Source organism: Flavobacterium nitrogenifigens (assembly GCF_003254565.1).
Classification (GTDB): domain Bacteria; phylum Bacteroidota; class Bacteroidia; order Flavobacteriales; family Flavobacteriaceae; genus Flavobacterium; species Flavobacterium nitrogenifigens.
In genome coordinates this window covers 192,935-210,497 of the sequence record NZ_QJRI01000176.1, presented here as the reverse complement: position 1 = coordinate 210,497, position 17,563 = coordinate 192,935, and the positions used below count along the sequence as shown (strand labels likewise).

Here is a 17,563-nt window from a genome sequence, read left to right as displayed (position 1 = left end):
GGTCTATTCTTTTAATTAATAACGACATTTGATAATGCTTGAAGTGAGTTAATAGCAGCTCTAATAACTGCATTTTCAGGTGTGTCAGGAAATTCGTCTTTTATTTGATTATACAATCTAAGATTTGCAATGGTTTTTGCTTTGTTTTGGATAGCAGTCATCGTTTCGCTTCTAATTCCAACGGTATTGTTTACTAAATCATTTATTGAACTATTTATTATGCTAACTCTTGCTCTGCTTGTAGTGCTTATTTCGTATGAATTAATATTTGTATCAACTGGATTATTTACAGAAAGTGTAGCAATATTACCTCCAGCTTTTTCAGTATAATTATTTCCATTTTTTTCAAGTAATACAGCTTTACAATCTAAAGTTCTCGGTACAAACTGTTCTGCTTCTCTAATTTCTTTAATTGTAGGATCTGCATCATTTGGTGTGCTTAAATTTCCAATATAATTTTTTGGTTCGACAGAGTAAAAAACTATTGCTCCTGATTGAACAGCTGCTTTAACAAGTGACTCAACAGATCCTTCATGTGCACTGTTTCCTTCTCTTGACAATGGAGTCATGTTTTCCCATGTTCCAGGGCCATGTGTATTATGATTTAATAAATGACCCCTAATGTAATAACTACTTCCTCCATTTTTGCGTTTGGCAAGTTTGTCATAAAAAGCATGACTTCTTTGTGTAGGTTCTGAGCCTTCAGGACCTTTTTTTGTAAGTATGGATGCGATCATTTTTTTAGCAACAATATCACCGCCTTTGCTTTCTTGTTGTTGATCAATTACAGATTCGGGTAATTCAGCATCTGATACACCGAAAAGAGATTTTGCATGGTTACTTAGTTGGTTTAATAAGGCTTCAAGTTCTCGTTTTTTTCTTTCGCTATTTGCATTTTCTTGCGCAGGAGTTGGTGCAGCAACAGATTCTCTCTTTTTAGCATCAATTTGACCAGCAATAATTAAGGCTTGAGCTTTAGAATTTGTTTTCACAGGATCATTACCAACATCAACGGAAGTTATAAATGTTGTAAATGCTGTTGGATTACTAGCTATAGTTAAAACAGGAGCATTTTCATCTCCAGTAAAATATAAAGTATGATTTTCGCCATTATCAGCAACAAATTCTTTTCTTATTCCGAGCCATCCCAAAATAGCATCTCTTACACTTGCACCCATTGCCATAGCTCTGTCCAACAAAGCCATTCCTGTATCTACAGCTCTGTTTACCAACCAAGTCAACGCTTCATCAACCATTTGACGAACAGCAATTAGCATTTCGCCAATTCTTGCTCCAATACCTGTTAAACCAACTTGATTGGCCAAGAAACCTATCACGACTGGCATAGCTTGTCCCATGGTTCTTTCTAGATAATCGGCTGCCGTGGCGACATTGCCTCGAGCTAAATCGGCTACACCATTGACAAACGAATTGACCACTTCGAGCATTTCGCGCAAGTATTTGATAAAACTCTGAATTGCATTAAAGAACGCCATAGCACCGTTTATCACAGCCATAATGCCTGTTGGGTCTAACATACTTAAAAGTCTGGCTGTAATTCTATTGACAATACGTTCCATGACAAAGTTTTTCACGGCATCGAGAACGGTATTCCATAAATTGCTCAGCTGTTCTTGTATTTTATCCCAAATAGCAGCCATACCGCGTTCCTGAACATCTTTGATGAATGTCCAAATACCTTCAAGCGTATTAATCATACTGCGGATTCTAGCTACTCTTGCAGGACCAATGCGAGGGTGAGCTGCTAGTTTTTCCCAGATTCTTTCCATTGAGATATTTAGCACTTCTAATATCCAACTGATAACACCGCGTAAAGAGAAATCAGTAAGTACAGGAATATTAGCATCTTTCAGCTCGCTCATTAACCAGCCCGTTACACCATTGATTAAGTGGGTGACGATATTGTCAAAGAACTGTACGAATCCTTGTTTAAGCGCTCGCAGTATATTTTTTAAGAAACCAATTGGATCTTTCTTAATATCTTCAATCGCTTCTAAAGCTCTTGTAATGATATTTCCAATAAGATCGAATGGGAAATTCATGATTTCAAGAATAGCCATAATAACGATTCGGACAATTTCTGCCACAAAAGCAATTAGTCGGCCTATAGGTTCTCCAAACTTCTCAATGATTCTCGTGAAAGCATCTATCGGATGAATGAGATCATCTATAGTCATAGAATCCCAAATATCAGTAAAGAGCTGTATAATAGACTGTGGTGTCATGTTAAGCGTCTCTACAGCTGCTTCAATTTGGCCTGCAATTCTGGCTATTGCACCAGACTCGACCATTTGCGCATATTGTTCTTCACCGCCATCCATAAGGCTCATAAAACCTCTTATCATATTTGGAACTGTGCGAGGCACAACTTCTTGCGTAAAAGGATCTTTACCAATAATCACTTTAACAAGCGAATAACCTCTTACGGTAGCGGCTTGAGCAGATAGCCATGCTAATAAGGAATCTTTAACAAGCTCTAATACTTTTTGGGCAACCCCTGAAGCAAAATCCCAAACTCTTTGTAAAAAATCTCCAGCCTGATCGGCAAGTGCAGAGAGATTATCTCCAATATTGGCCAGATTTGAAGGCTGAATAGCATTCCAAGCGGCAGTTATGAGTCCGCCAAGTTCGCTTAACAAAGAATCGAAAGTCCCAACTTGCGTATCAAGCCAATCGGCGGTTTTTTGCAGCGTGCCTTTTTCACGCATTTGCTCAAGCTCAGTCTGCTTGTCAATCAGTATTAAGAAATCTTCTAATATTTCGACTGTTGTGGCAGTAACTGCTACATTGCGTAAGGGATCAAATTTGATTATTTTTTTGATTAATGCATACGCTTTGTTTTCGGCTAACAATGGTTCTGCAACATCAATCAGCGCTTCTTTTATCCAAGTTATAACCTGATCAACAAGCGAAGTTGCAAAAGTAGTTACTCGATTTACTAAGTCATTAAATTTAGTTCTAACAACATCTATGAAAGTTGTAACCGAAGATTCGTCCCACGCGTCTTGAACGAGTTTAAGTAACGCATCCATGCTGAGACCCAATTCACTCAAACGACTGTTGACCCAAGCAAAAACACGATCAATAATACCATATTCTTGCAATTTATCGAATATGGCTGTCCCAAATGGAATCAATCCCATAAATCCTTCAATAAGATTGATGGCATTTCTTTCGACATTTACATCATTCAAAGGATCGTAACCTGCTACAACTGTAAGCAGCGTATAACCTGGAATATGTCTAACGTTGTTTTTTACAAAACCTGGAATCGCGAAGGATAGTAATGACTCTTGAACCATTTCGGGAGCAGGGGAGATGGGTTCAGGTTTTTTTCTAATTGCCGCTCCCTGCTGTACGGTATGCGTTAATTCGTGGGCGAGTAAATGTTTGCCTTCTTTAGAATTCGGATTGTATTTTCCTTCGTTAAAATAAATATTGTTTCCAGTTGCAAAAGCCTGAGCGCCCAATTGCTTATTCATTTGAACAGCATTAGAGTCATTGTGTATGCGGACATTGCTGAAATCGGCTCCAATACCAGATTCCATTTCAGTTTTTACTTTTCCAGATAGAGGAGAACCTCCACCTTTACTGCTGTTTAGTTTGGACTCGATATTAGAATCATCGCTAGGATTGGCATCGCTAGCCGCACTTTTTTGCAGTTGTTTTTCTTCGTCTGAGTTTTGTTTTTCTTCTTCTTTTTTCTGCTGTACATTTTCTTCTTCACCTTTATTTTGAATTAAAGGCTTGATTGCTGGAGTACTTTTTGATACCGTTTCAGGTTTTTTGACTTCTTTTTTATTCTGAACAGTTTCTTCTTTTTTCTGGACTTTATCTTCTAGCTTGCGCTGAATTAATGATTTTGATCCAGAAAAAGCAGGATTGGCTTCTCGTTTTTCCGTTATTCTAGAATCGAGTTTGTTTTGAATTAAATCAGTTTTGAGCTGTATAACAGGCGTAATGGTTTGAGCTGCTGTTTTTCGCTGTATTTCTTTATTTTTTTCTTCTTGTTTTTGAACATTGCGTGCCAATTTCTTTTGCACTACTGGCGATGGCGAAAAGAAAGATTCTGCCTTTGGCGTTTGTTTATTGGCCACTACGTGGTCTGCGACTCTATCGGCTTCTACTTCAAATTTATCGTTGGATTTTCCTATATTTAATTTTGCCTGAACACCAAAAAAAGATTCCTTCCCCTTGTCGTGATGTGACGCGGAGTGCGGAGAATTTGATTTTGATATTTGCTTTAATGCAGGCATTGTCAAGTATTATTTAATTGATACAGAAGCTTTTATTAAAGCGTTGCAGTACTCAGGAATTGTTAGATTGATGGAGTGCTTACCTTTTTTTAAACCTTTCAATTCAACGAAATAGGTTTTCTCTGTTGTTGTTGGATTAATAATCTCTCTAAGGATTCCGTCTACATTAACTTCAAACGAATTACAGCCACCTGTTTCTGAATTGTCATGTAAGTCCTGAGCTTTTATTTTTAATTTATTGGCGCATCCAGCTTCCGCAAAAAAACTACCTGATATTTGATGAGCGAATGTATCGCCAAGGATAGGAACGTAATCTTTTCTGCTGCATACAAGTGGTTTTTTTTTGCCTCCTTTTTCTGCCACCAGCACGTTGTCTAACGCACCTATAGTTTCAGGCCCCACAATACCATCAATTTTATTCAAGCCGTTTTCTGTTTGGAAACCGATTACTGCATTTCTTGTTTCTTTTCCAAAATCGCCATCTGCCCCAAATTTGGGTAAGCTGTGACCTGCTTTCATTAGACCTTGCTGCATTTCTGAAACATATTGCCCTTTTTGTCCAGCAGAAATAAGCATCTGATTGTCATTGGCTTTTTCTAACGGAGGATTACCCATAAACTGTGGGTTTTCTGGTCTCGTTGCTTGTAAATCTTCTGAATGATTTTCTATAGATGATTTTTGTATTGTTCTTGATTTTTGTTTAGATCCAGTCTGCTGAATTGTATGTGTGAGTTCATGTGCTAGCAGATGTTTGCCTTCTTTGGAATCTGGATTGTATTTTCCTTTATTAAAATAGACATCGTTGCCATGTGTGAAAGCTTGTGCGCCCAGTTCTTCGCTCATTTGAACGGCTCTGCTGTCGGTATGGATGTTTACACCGCTAAAATCGGCTCCAAAACCCGATTCCATTTCGCGCTTTGTGTTTTTGTCCATGGCATTGCCTCCGCCTTTTGAGCTGTTCAGATTACTTTCGACGTTTTCATCAACAGAGTTCGATTCCTTTAGTTTTGCTTGAACGGTTTTTTCTTCTTTTTTCTGAGCCTTTTTATCTTCATTCTCACATTCAGCGCATTTTTTCTGCACTTTTTTATCTTCTTCCTTGTCAGATTTCTTTTGAACTTTCTTGTCTTCTTCTTTTTCTCCCTTTTTCTGTACTTTTTTATCTTCTTCCTTATCCGATTTCTTTTGGACCTTTTTGTCTTCCTCTTTTTCGCCTTTTTTCTGTACTTTTTTGTCTTCTTCCTTATCGGATTTCTTTTGTACTTTTTTGTCTTCTTCCTTATCCGATTTCTTTTGGACTTTTTTATCCTCTTCTTTTTCTCCCTTTTTTTGCAGAGGCTGTTCCTGTGCCAAGTCCTTTTTTTGAACTGTTGAAATGCTTTCGGCAATAGGTTTTTGCTGTACGGCTTCTTCACTTCTGGATTGCAATAAACCTCCAGTTTTGCATTTGTTCACTACTTTATCTGCTACATTGTCGGCTTCAACTTCATATTTATCTCCTACAGCGCCCGTAGTTAGTTTCTTTTGAACTTTTGGTCCAAAAAAAGTAGAAGAGGAGTGATTAGCTATTTTCTTTTGTTCAAATTCTCTCATGATGGTTATTTTATCATTTTGAAATACTAATTTGTTTCAATAAGCAAACTGGGGTTTATTTGCGATAACACCTTCTTTCTCTTATGCATTTTTTATTTGCTTGTACCAATACGGAAATATTTTAGAGAGTCGAAGTTCAATTTCATCAACAACATATTTGTCATATTTTTTCATTCCAAACAAATGAGAATATCCGATCGTATCGGCATCCCTATTCATTTTCTCATATTTACCAGTTCACATATATGATTCGTTTTTTCCAAGCCAATTTTATAATGCTCAAATTCCAGCCTAATTTGTCCAGTAAAACATCTTGTGTTTTTCGTTCCATATTAATTACAGGGCTTTCGTCTCCGTTAATATTCAGTTTTCCGGGACGCTGTAAGAATTCGTTTTGAAGCAATTCTGCCGAAGATTTTTTCATAATATCCCAATTGCTCAATACAGCTTGTAGCATTGTAACCGCTTCTTTTTTCATTTCTTCAGAGAGCACAATATTTCTTTCAATAGGTTCAGCTATCGGAATATTGCATAAAAACTTTTCGAAGATCATAGTATTTTCATAATCCTGTTCTTTTCCCGTGGCTACATAATGCAAGAGGTGTGCGGCCACTTCGGGATTATTTATCGTATTATCTTTATTGAGCAGTTTGCAATTCTCAAAAAGAGACTTCAGAAAGGGATGAATCAATACTAAACCTGCATTGTCAACATAAGATTCGCTAATACTATCATTATCATCAAATCGGTTCTCGTTTTTACCTTTTTCTTTCTCTAAAGTGGAATCCTTTTTGTCAATTGCTTTTTCATGATTATCAGCGGTTTCTTCTTTTGATTTATTTGACAAGTTTTCTATACTTTTATCACCGTCCCTAATAGTCGCATCTTTGCTTTTAAACAAAATAGAACTCTGGTCTTGCGCTAGAGTTTCATTGTTTTCCTGATTTCTTTCTGATTCTATTTTTGTGTCGCTTTGTGCTTCTGTCAGATTTTCAATTTTTTTTGCATTTTCTATTTCTGTTTCACTTTCAACTTTCGTCGCATTTTCGATTTTTGCTTCATTTTCTGCTTCTGATGCATTTTCTATTTCTGTCTCAGTTTTTATGGTTACTTGATTATTTGAGACAGTATTTAACTCTGTTTCTTTTTCTTTTGAAATAATGAGGTCTAGTTTTTTTTCGATAATAGAAATAATAACATCAAGATTAGCCAGTAATTCCAATTCGTTTTGGTTTTCTATCTGATTTTCAATTTCCCTTGCAAGAAGTTCTTTGTGTTGCAAAAAGTGATTCTTTTTAGGAAATTCAAATACACTTAAAATCAATTCAGAAAGTTTTTGCTTGACAATTGAATTATTGGTGTTGCTTGTTTCCAAAAGATTCAGAAGAACTATTTCCCACATCAAGAATCTTTGATTTGGAATCAATTGATTTTTGGCAATACAGGTTTCAATGTGTTTTTGTATGGCGTTAATCGAGATTATTTTGGTTCTGCTATCGGTGCTGTTTTTTTTGAGTAATACTCCTTTTTTAATAATGTTTGCAATTTGGCTGTCGCTAAATTGTTTGATAAATCGTGTTCTCACAATTGGTTTTTGAATTGCATTTATCCACTTGAAAAAGAAATTTTCTTCATTTATAATTTTGTTAATTGTTTTATCTTCAACTATTTTGAAATCATTATCTAAAGTTGTCCACCAAGTATTCGTGCCGGTTTCTAGAAAATGAAAGAAGCTTTCTATTTCTTTTTCTTGTGGTTTAATGAGTTTGTACCCTTCGATGTTTTTTTCTTCTGTTTCAAAAATTTCTTCAACTTGTGTACTGATTTTTTTTAGAATCTGCTTTTTGAAATCTTCAAAATCTAAGTTTTGATTTATAGCAATGTCAAGATTGAGTTTGTCTAATTGTATACTGTATGAAGGATTTTTAGAGTCCACTTCATTAAAATAATTTTCTAAAAGCGCAAATACTTCTTTTTGCAAAAACGCATCAATATTGTCCTTGAGATAATATCCTTTTTCTTTAGAATTGGTATTTATCTCAAGGAATACTTTATTGATGATATGTTTATTTAAGTTTTGCATTAGCTGTAAGAGCTTCTATTTGTAGGTTTAAAGAAGATATAATAAAATCAATTTTTGGAAATACTTTCAGCATGCTTGTCAAAAACTCTTTCAATGTTCCGTCTTTATCGCTGTTGAATTTTATTTCGACGAAACTTTTAAATAAATTATTGAAAAGTATTTCTATTGGGATAATCTGTTTTTCTGATGCTTTAAGCGTTTCTGGATCTTGACATCTCAAAATGGTGTAAAACAATGAGGTATTTAGCGATATAAGCGTTTGTACCGCAGCAATTAGTTCTGGATTTTGTAGTTTAATGGCTGAGCCAACAACTGTCGATATTAAATTGAAGTTTTCTTGTGTGAATAATTCAGACAAATTATCATTTAATTTACCAGCAATGTAGCTCTCAATATTTTTTTGAACTTCGACAAATCTGTTTTCCGTTTCAGAAATTAAGCGATTGGTTTCTCTATTGAATTTATTTGCTATAGCAATTTCTTTTAAGTCGTAAATTGTTACAAGTGAGTTGTTTAAAAATAAACCAGCAGTATCAAGACATTTGTTTCCTTCAACTGGTTTTCTAATTTCTATTGATTTTGGTCCATCGGTTGCTGAGCCGCAGTTACCTTCAGCTATTAATACAACAGAAATGGAAGATTCATTATACATCGAAGTTTGTCGTGTTATCGGATCTTTTTTATCTGTTACAATTACTTCTTTGTCAATGTGCCAAGTATAGGCCGCAGCATTTTGAGAATTGTTGTTTAGGGTTAGAATTCCAGTTGTAGGATCTACATTGTAACTAAAATTAGCAATAGGCAGTTCTAAAAGTGTAATAGTAAGATTGGACGGTTTGTCGTCTATAAAAATGGTTATGATTTGGACATCCTTAGATACCTCGCTTGGTGCAAACATATATTTTTCTCCAAATGTAACTTGAACTCCTTCTCCTAAAATTTGTACTCCTTTTATATTAGGTTCTAGAGTAAGCTCCACAGGTTTATCGTTTCGGCAAAAGGATATTTTGTCTACTAATTTGCCATCAACCAGTACTTTTGGATCTGGAATTTCAAAGCTTACAGGATGAGTGACTTTAAAATCGCAATTGCCATTGTCTGCATAGAGTGTGACATCAAATGTGAATTCTTTTTGCGATTCGCTATTGTACTTGTAGGTGTGTTTTATTTCGGTTTTATCATCTGTAACCCAATCAGTTTTGTCTCCAAAGTCCCAAGTGTATTTGTTCCCTTCGATATTTTCGCCAGTTATGGTAAAAGTGACTTCGGTTTCGTCAGCTCCCGGAGATTTTGAAGGAACAGCTGTAAAATCGAATTCTGGTTTTTCGAAAATGGTGATCTTACAATCTGTATCAAAATTGTTGACTGTAAAGGTTATCGACTGGCCAATTAACTCTTTGCTGACTAAATTTGGATCAAAAACAAGTGCGCCATATTCGTTTACGGCTATTCCTCCGTTTTGATCAGGTCCAACATTGGCTTTTACAAAACCTCCAGAAGGAGACACTTTAAAAGGCAGAGGAGGTGTTTTGCTGTCAAAACAAATTTTATCTACAGGCAAACTCAGGCTTATGTTGTTTTCGTCGCAGCACAAATAAGGCAGAGAAAAATCGGCAACAATTGGATTTAGAATTGGAATGTCTTCTTTAAATTTTTCAAAATCTCTAGTTAAAGAGGATCTGCGGATCTTGTAATAATCGTAATTGGACACTTTTTCTTCCAGATAAATCATTATAAATGTGCCTCCTGGAATTACACCCGCTTTATGCTCGTAACCATGATTTTTGTTAAGATAATACTCGGTGAAATTTTGAATGGTTTTATCCCATTCATTAGTATTTACTGCTAATATCATTATATTGAACCCTAGACCATTATCTAGCCTAATTTGCTGTATTGCTTTTAATGCTTCTTTGTAATTGCGTCCTTGATGACCTTCAATTCTATAAAAGTCACTATCGAGCTGTATTTCGAGCGGTTTTTGGGTATTCAATAGATCATCGTGGTAACTAACATTATTTTTTTCTAACCCTAAAATGGTTTTGTCAAAATCCCAAGCTTTAATAAGCGAATCGTTCACATCATTGTAAAAAGGAATGGCTTTTTTGCCTAATTTGCCCAATTGCAGAGAAGGTGTAATTTTTATATAATCATACGATGCATTGTAATTTTCTAATAATTCCGTACTTCTCAAAATAAGACTGTACATTCTTTGTCTGGCTGTGTTTTCGCCATAACATACTTTTATCTCATCTGTTTTTATTTCGTCCGCTTTTACCTTTTTCTTTTCTTTTGAATCTATAATAGGAGTGCCCTCATCTGCAAGGCAATCATTGCAAGTGGTAAGACTTTCTCCTGTAAGCAAAGGCGATTTGTAAAAAGCATGACGAAATTCAAAACAAGGTTCTGTTTTTATGAGTTCGCCTAGCATTAAGTGTTTTGGAAACGCATTAATATCAGGATAACAATAGCTATCCTCTATGTCGGGTAAAAGTGCTTTGGTTTCATTGTAGGTGTCAACAAGATCGTTAAGCAGATCATATCGATATTGAAAATCTGATGGAAGTACTGTATCTCCATCAAAATTGAATAGTTCGGTTATCTTTTTTTGAATAGACTCTAAAACGATTGGCATGTTTAAGCCTGTTAGCAGCTTGTTGTAGCCTTCCTGCAGATTTTTAACAACATTGTTTTTGAAAATCCCTTTTATAAAAGTTTGTTTTAATGCTTCAAGATGAACAAAATCTTCTTTTTTTAGTACAATTCTGTTTGATTTTAGATCTGGTAATGTATGGTATAAATTGACATAATTGATTTTGCCAATCATGCTGTCATAATTCATTATTTTTATGGCAACGTCTTTACTGACAATTAAAACTTTATAATTGCCCACAATTTCCAATCCCTGATTGTCGCAAGAAAGGCTTACGCAAAGGTCAGATTCTTTTTCATAAGACTCCAGATACAAAAGAATTACAGCTTCTTTAAGTTCAAATTTGGTATTTGCGGTAAATTCTGCTAAAGCAAAATTGGGGTCTTTTTCTTTTTTTTGCTGTTCTTCTGTCAAGAGTTCAAAAAGAGGCAATTGTTGGTTTGCGCCTCCGTAGAAAAAAGGTTTATACGCCGCTTTTGTATTATCATAAACTTTGCAGTGCGTATAGGTTTTTGAATCAAAATCGATTTTTTTGTTTCCCAATACATCTGCCTGATATAGCTTAAAAAGATCACCATCTGTAGTTATGCCTGTTCCTTGTGTTATTGAAATGGTTATTTGACCTTCATCATAAGCAGGATAAAGTCCGCAAACTATACCAACGCCACTCAGGTAAACGCGGGAGAGGCGATCCTGGTCGTCAAAAAAATCTACAACCTCATTAAGGTTTCCTTCTGTAAGTACCTGATTCTTTGTGAATCGTCGGTATTGTGTTGTTATTGTTGAAAGTTTTGCTGACATGGCAATAGTTTTTATAGTGATCCTAAATTCGTTTTTCCTAGTATAATTTTATCAGATAATCGCTCGTTTTCATCACTGCAGTCAAACAGTCGTCCTGTTGGGTAAACATTGTCCAGACTGGTTAGTGATTTAATAAAACTGATTAATTGAGGTTCTGGCTGTTCTTGATTCAAATCGGTTTTTGCGATTAAATATTCTTTGTATGTTTTTTCAAATTGAACCAACTGGTTTTCTGCGGGGTCTTTTACATCTTTTTCTCGATATCCAATCCAGCATACCTTTGCCAGAACATGAGCAGGCAATTCTTCTTTTATTATTTTTTCTATATAATTTCTAAAATCGGTATTGGCAAATCGCAATGTATATCCTGGCAGTACTACGCTCACGCGGTAAGAGTAAGGATCTATGGGTTCGCAATCGCCACACTCTTCGGCACAGATTGGCATGAAAGTATCTGGATTTACTGTGATCTGATTTACATCTGGACGCAACATCATGTGTTCGACCAAAAACATTCCTTCTTCAGTAAAATCTTCTTTCATGAATTGAATCAAATCCAGAATCGATTTTTCTAAATCTGCCAGAGTAGTATAGTATTCAAATCTGCGGGCAATAATGCGGTCTGGATTTTTTTTATCTGGGATGGCTGGATTGATAATATCATAAGAATATTTCCCTGCATCTGACTGCTGAATTAAAATATTATCGATAATAGCTAAATCTTTTACAGTACCGTTTTTAAAAGCCTCTTTTATTTTATATTCACGAGTCTGAATGATCTGTAATACAGCAAAATAAAGCTCTTTATTTGCAGCAGAGGTGTCAAAGTATTCTGCGGTTGAAGAAAGTACAATTTCATTATTTGTATCGACAATTCGCCATCTATAAACCGATTGATTGTCTGAATCAATAAAATTGTACATCTGGACAAACGAATTGGAAAGATTCCTGCGGCTATAATCTTTAATACCAATAAGTCTCGAAATCCTTTTTTCTGCTCCCGAAACATTATTTGTATTCCATAAATCGGCAATAGGCTGTTTATAATAATCAAAAGCATTGCCTCGGTCTTTGCTTACGACTTTATAATCTTTCAAAAAGTTTTCTTTGTCGCGCAATACCACTTGATCTGCCGTGTTGCCATAAATGGTTTTGTTGACAAAAACGTATTCTGAGAAATTCTCGGCAAAACGAGACAATAGATGATCTAATATTTTATTTCTTCGTTCGATATTATTGTCCTGCTGGTCAAAAAGCAGTTCTGTAATGCTGTCGTCAGTGTAACTATCATATCCGTCTACAATGTCATTTGCTCCTTCAATATCTTTAACTACTTGAGTAAAGAGAGTTCGAGTCAAATTCCCGCTGACAGAAAGCAATTCGCTTACCTGACCTAATTGTTTAAAATAACTTCCTAATATCTGGTCAAAAAACAAAAGATATCCTTTTAATTGTTTTGCTTTAGATTTACGTTCGACAGATGCTCGGGTTGGAAGACCTACCTCGCCAATGCCATAAGTTTCAGGAAAATCATTTTGTATCGTGGTATAAAAATCAGTATTAAGATATTCGCCATTTGGTATTTCTAATTCTTTATTCTGGCTGGCGTTGGTTGTGGCTTTGTCTTTTTCTGCTTTTATGGCGTCTAAATATTTTTTTACCTTCGCCTGATTGATGTTAAGAGGCAATAATCCTTTGTTGTAGTTGAAAACACTTTTGACACAGATAACAGGTTTTTGATAAGGTTTAAGGCAGATAAGCCATTTGTTTTCCAAGTCATCACCACCGCAATTCCCTAAAGAGATATCTTTAATCAGAACCACATCTGGCACCGACATGATTATTCTCATAATATCTGAAAGACGCACTTCGTTTCTCAAATCGGCTTTAAGCAATTCTTTTGTGTCAATAAAACCGTTTTCTAAAGATGGACCATCAAAAATCTCCAGAGTCGAATATCCTTTATCAATCATTTGCTTTAGCGAATAAAAATTGACAGTTGTAGATAAATAACTTTCAAGGGTATGAAGAACATTCGCATGAACCAGTTCCTCATCGGCTTCTGTATTTACTTCAATATCAGCACATATTTTTATAGGATAGTCAACTACTTTTTTGATGTCCACCAGATCTTCGCAAAGGTTTCTGTTAGCATGATACTGTTTTTTAATTTTTTCTTTAACAGCTTCTATATCTGCGAGTTTTGAACTTTCAAAATCTACATACAAATCATACAAACCATTTAGTTCAAAAGTTTTCTTTAAGTTATCTGGTAGATTTTCATAATCTTTAAAATCATAAGAAAGCTGATTTTTTTTGCAGTCCACATACACTTTTTTCTCATGTTTGGCGAGCCAGCAGTTTCGCACGCCTTCTATATCTATAAACAGTTTTCGGTAATCATTTTGTGTTACCGGACTTGATGATAATACTTCTGAAGCTTTAAAAAACTGTTTTGGAATGCCTTTATTACTATCGTCAGATGCTAATATATTTTCTATAGGCAGATTAAGTCTCATGCCAAGATCTGAAATAGCATAAGAAAGCATCTCTAGCATCGTGATACCTGGATCATGCTCATTAAAATCAGTCCAAAATTTACTGCCAAAAGACTCGATATATTCGATTCCTTTTTTTCTTAAATAAAAGAAATCCAAATCGTCTTCTGATGCTGATTTTTTAGGAATAGTGATATGTGGGTTTAGTATTGACATTTTTCAGGTTCTTGTGGGGTTATTTTTTTGCAAGTATCTATATCGGTGCTGATAATGTGGTTTTTAACAGAGACTAAAATGTTTTTTGGACTTGAAGGTGATAATGTGGTTTGAAAATCTAATAGATAAGCTTTGGCATCATTCTTATCTGTATCTTCTAGTGTTTTAGGTTCTTCTTTATTTGTTTTATCAATGTATATTGCCATTTCTAGCATAGATAAAAAGTCTACGTAATATAAATTTTCGATATATTCTATAACAACACTGCGCTGTAGTTCAACTCCGAATATGATTTGTTTTGAGGTATCAAAGGCCCAAGGAGATAGAAATTTTATAAGATCTTCATTAAGCTGTTTTTTATAAAAATTCTCATCGTATTCTGGATAAAACTTTACCTTCAGTTTTACTATAACTTTTTCATAATCAGGATTAATGACTTTTGCAGATACTAACATTGAATTTTTAGAATTAATAAAACTCTCAATGCTGTTTAAAGTCGCCGTGCTTACTCTTGGCTCATAAATATCAAATACATTTTTGTCTACGATGTCTGGAATTACGACCAATGTTACTTTTCCAGGAGCTAAAAAAGAGGTTTTTGTACCCGAAATAAAAGTATGGTTTAAGCATTTTACCTTAAAAACACTTGGAAATTCCTGTAAAATAAGATGCTCATAATCCCAAAGTGTTATTGCTCTGTTTTTGTGACGCAAGCGCTCGCTTACACGCAGATAATAGGAGGGATCTGACTCTAATGGTTTTCCATCAAATGAATTAAAAGGCTGTTCAATGCTTTTAATTTGCGGAACTCTGGTAATTAATTTAGATATTGTTTTCGCAGGCAATGTACTTTCTAAATGCGCTAAATTATTGTTGTTGTCAAAAAATTGCGCGGTAACAACTTGAGTTTTCACATCGATCACTTTGCAAACGGCATCATAATCTTTGTGCATTTTTGCTTTGATCCAAATGGTATTGGCAGGAAACAATGTATTGTCATTAGTTGCCTGTTTTGGAATGCTAAATTTTACAATGCCCGATTTTAAAAAGTTATCGATACCATTTGCTAAAATATCCTTATCAAGATTTTTCCAGTAATTATCGCATAATATGTACCATTCTACCTTTTGTATTCCTGTAAACGTGTCAACGCTGGTGTTTTCGCTTCCTTCTAATATTTGAAATAGTAATGAAATTTGCTGCGATATTTCGGCATCTTGAAAGCCTACATAAAATTCGCCTCCATTGCAATAATCAGGAACCAGACAATTAGTTATTGGAGTAGAAGGATCTAAGATTTCTTTATAGATGGCTTGCTGTTTCAAATAAGAATGCTCTTCCTGTTGGCCAAAAGGCGCTTCGTGAAATAGTTTTATTCGGTTAGACTCGTAGGCAGAAAGAGTAAAATCAGTGCTTTCCTCCGGAAAATAAATGCTTTCCTCGGCAGAATAATCCAGACTGATACTTTCTACAACAGGTGTGTAAGGCTCATTTGGAATAGGTGTTGTTGGCTCGTCCGCCACATTCATTATGGCCAAAGTATATATTTTTGGAAATAACGAATGCAAAAATGACTGATTTAAGGTCAATCGTATAGGTCCGCTTTTCCCAGGGTCATAATCGCCTTTTACATAGATATTCGATTCGAATGCATTATCTTCCTCATCATCAGCGTCAAATAAATTGACTGTTTCATCTTGTTCATCCCAAACTTCTTTATCTAAAACAGATAAGGTTGCTTTAAAGTAGTCTTCAGTAACAATTCCAGTGTTTGGAGCGTCTGGGTCTACTTCGGGCAGTTCGGGTGTTTCTTCAACGGCTTCTATTTCTTCATTAATTTCTACAGGAGCTTTTATGTCGGAATTGTTTTTTTCTGCAATTCCATCTTCTGGCTGTTTGGCATCCGTCATTTTTTTAACGATCTCCTTGGGGAAAAAAGCATCAAGAAAACTTTGTTTGCTTATGGTTTCAAGGAAACTATTTTTGTAAGCGGCATAATGAGTTACAAATGATAAAGGAGTGTTTTTCCACTTTATGTTAATATAGGCGTCTGTCCAATTTTTAGAAAAGATTTCAGGATAGTTTATGATAAACGAACTGTTTTTTTCGGGTTGGGTTGTAAAAGGGTAAAAGGGTTTTGCCGCATTAAGCAAGCCAGTGTCACTTTCTAAGATAAGAGATTTTACATCTTTAACCTCAACTTTTGCCGTAATGCCCGCTATTGGTTTTGTAACTAGACTTCTAAAAAGAGTATGGCCTTTTTTATCTTGCGTATTAATTAAAAATCGAATTACTGGTAGTTCTGTCGAGAAAAATTCACCTAAAACTTTCTGATCGTAGTTAACAATTGCGGGACTATCTTTTGGTATCTTAAAAACCAATTTTAATTGGTTGCTGCTAATGCTCGTATATTGACTCACATTTTTAAAAGAGATGTCTGAGCTAAGCTTAATATCTCCAACCCATCCCTTTTTTCCACTATATAGAATGCTGATATTTTTCAAAAGATCATTTGTATCCAATAGATCATGAAAAGTTAAAACCTCATCGAAATCAATTGTGATGTCAATATTTCTGTCGCCTTCTTTAAGATTAAATAATTCCGAAGCTATTGCAAAACCCAGTTTAGCATCGTCTAGTTTTGGATATTTCTCTTCTTTGGAAGTGTATCCAAAAGGAAACCAATAAGGAGAATCTTCTTTTAAAGGTTCGCCTTTTCCGTCTAAAGAATTGGCGATTTCGCTGTATTTAATTTCCCCCAACTTAATGTCATTATACACACTTTTTAAATACGCTATATGGGCTTTATTGGCAATAAATTCTTCTGTGGTTTTGTAAATTAGTTTTTTGCCGTCAGGATCTTTTCCAGCGTCAAGCTCTGTGTTTACAGCAATTTTTTCTTCAGCCACTTTTTTTGCCAACTCAAAAATGATATTGACTTTATCTGCTTTTGCAGGCAGTTTTTGAATTTGAAGTATGTCTTTATAGAAAAAATCTAAATGTTTTTTGGTAATGCCATTAAGTTTGTTTTGTGATAATTCTAATAATTTTAAAAAACACACAAACAAGGTTAGGTGAGGAGTAAGGTCTTGATTTATCTGGGCAGTCGATAATGTCTTGGTGATGTTTTCTTTTAAATAACCATATCTTTCATCTGTTCTTTGCGGGATGTTGCCATTCGGAAGATTATCTTTTGAAAAGCCGAAATAATTGAAAAGCTCCTGCCAGTTGCCTTCTGGTTTTTTATCGTTATTCGTATCGAAAAAGTTGACTTCTTTTGCAAAATTATAAGCAAATAACAGCCAGTCTTCAATAGTAAAATCATGAAGTTTCAGGTTGCTAGGCTCTAATGCATCACTAAAGCGTTCTTCCTGATTAACTCCATTTCTTTTAAAAATAACATTGTCTATTTGGCTGCCGTTGGTGCTCATAGCTTATAAAC

The 17,563-nt window shown here is 35.0% G+C and carries 7 protein-coding genes; all 7 read right to left on the bottom strand.

Annotated features, from left to right (window positions below; translation table 11 throughout):
• Positions 1-11: 11 nt before the first annotated feature.
• The 7 genes from DM397_RS14215 to DM397_RS14190 all read right to left on the bottom strand — a co-directional run bounded on the left by DM397_RS14215 (position 12) and on the right by DM397_RS14190 (position 17,552).
• The gene (locus DM397_RS14215; RefSeq protein ID WP_239457857.1) at positions 12-4,277 is read right to left on the bottom strand and encodes an eCIS core domain-containing protein; all 4,266 of its coding nucleotides are present in this window, start codon (positions 4,275-4,277) and stop codon (positions 12-14) included.
• 9 nt (positions 4,278-4,286) lie between these two features.
• Positions 4,287-5,870: an eCIS core domain-containing protein gene (locus DM397_RS14210; protein ID WP_111378162.1), complete on the bottom strand. Its 1,584-nt coding sequence runs from the start codon at positions 5,868-5,870 to the stop codon at positions 4,287-4,289.
• Positions 5,871-5,951: 81 nt separating this feature from the next.
• Positions 5,952-6,089 carry a hypothetical protein gene (locus DM397_RS23820; RefSeq protein WP_162615488.1) on the bottom strand — a complete coding sequence of 46 codons (138 nt, stop codon included), beginning with the start codon at positions 6,087-6,089 and terminating at the stop codon, positions 5,952-5,954.
• A 10-nt stretch (positions 6,090-6,099) separates the two neighbouring features.
• Positions 6,100-7,953, bottom strand: coding sequence for a contractile injection system tape measure protein (locus tag DM397_RS14205; protein ID WP_111378161.1), 1,854 nt, complete (start codon positions 7,951-7,953; stop codon positions 6,100-6,102).
• Entirely contained in the window at positions 7,937-11,407 is a 3,471-nt protein-coding gene (locus DM397_RS14200; RefSeq protein WP_111378160.1) for a hypothetical protein, read from the bottom strand. Before DM397_RS14200 ends, DM397_RS14205 begins: the two co-directional genes overlap by 17 nt.
• A gap of 11 nt (positions 11,408-11,418) precedes the next feature.
• Positions 11,419-14,121 (bottom strand): hypothetical protein, encoded by a 2,703-nt coding sequence (locus DM397_RS14195; protein ID WP_111378159.1) that lies wholly within the window; start codon positions 14,119-14,121, stop codon positions 11,419-11,421.
• Positions 14,109-17,552: a baseplate J/gp47 family protein gene (locus DM397_RS14190; RefSeq protein ID WP_111378158.1), complete on the bottom strand. Its 3,444-nt coding sequence runs from the start codon at positions 17,550-17,552 to the stop codon at positions 14,109-14,111. The genes DM397_RS14195 and DM397_RS14190 overlap by 13 nt, the downstream gene beginning before the upstream one ends.
• Positions 17,553-17,563 lie beyond the last annotated feature (11 nt).

Excerpts from the sequence above, each read along its gene's own strand:
- DM397_RS14215 (WP_239457857.1), bottom strand. The coding sequence starts at position 4,277 with ATGCCTGCATTAAAGCAAATATCAAAATCAAATTCTCCGCACTCCGCG.
- DM397_RS14210 (WP_111378162.1), bottom strand. The coding sequence starts at position 5,870 with ATGAGAGAATTTGAACAAAAGAAAATAGCTAATCACTCCTCTTCTACT.
- DM397_RS23820 (WP_162615488.1), bottom strand. The coding sequence starts at position 6,089 with ATGAATAGGGATGCCGATACGATCGGATATTCTCATTTGTTTGGAATG.
- DM397_RS14205 (WP_111378161.1), bottom strand. The coding sequence starts at position 7,953 with ATGCAAAACTTAAATAAACATATCATCAATAAAGTATTCCTTGAGATA.
- DM397_RS14200 (WP_111378160.1), bottom strand. The coding sequence starts at position 11,407 with ATGTCAGCAAAACTTTCAACAATAACAACACAATACCGACGATTCACA.
- DM397_RS14195 (WP_111378159.1), bottom strand. The coding sequence starts at position 14,121 with ATGTCAATACTAAACCCACATATCACTATTCCTAAAAAATCAGCATCA.
- DM397_RS14190 (WP_111378158.1), bottom strand. The coding sequence starts at position 17,552 with ATGAGCACCAACGGCAGCCAAATAGACAATGTTATTTTTAAAAGAAAT.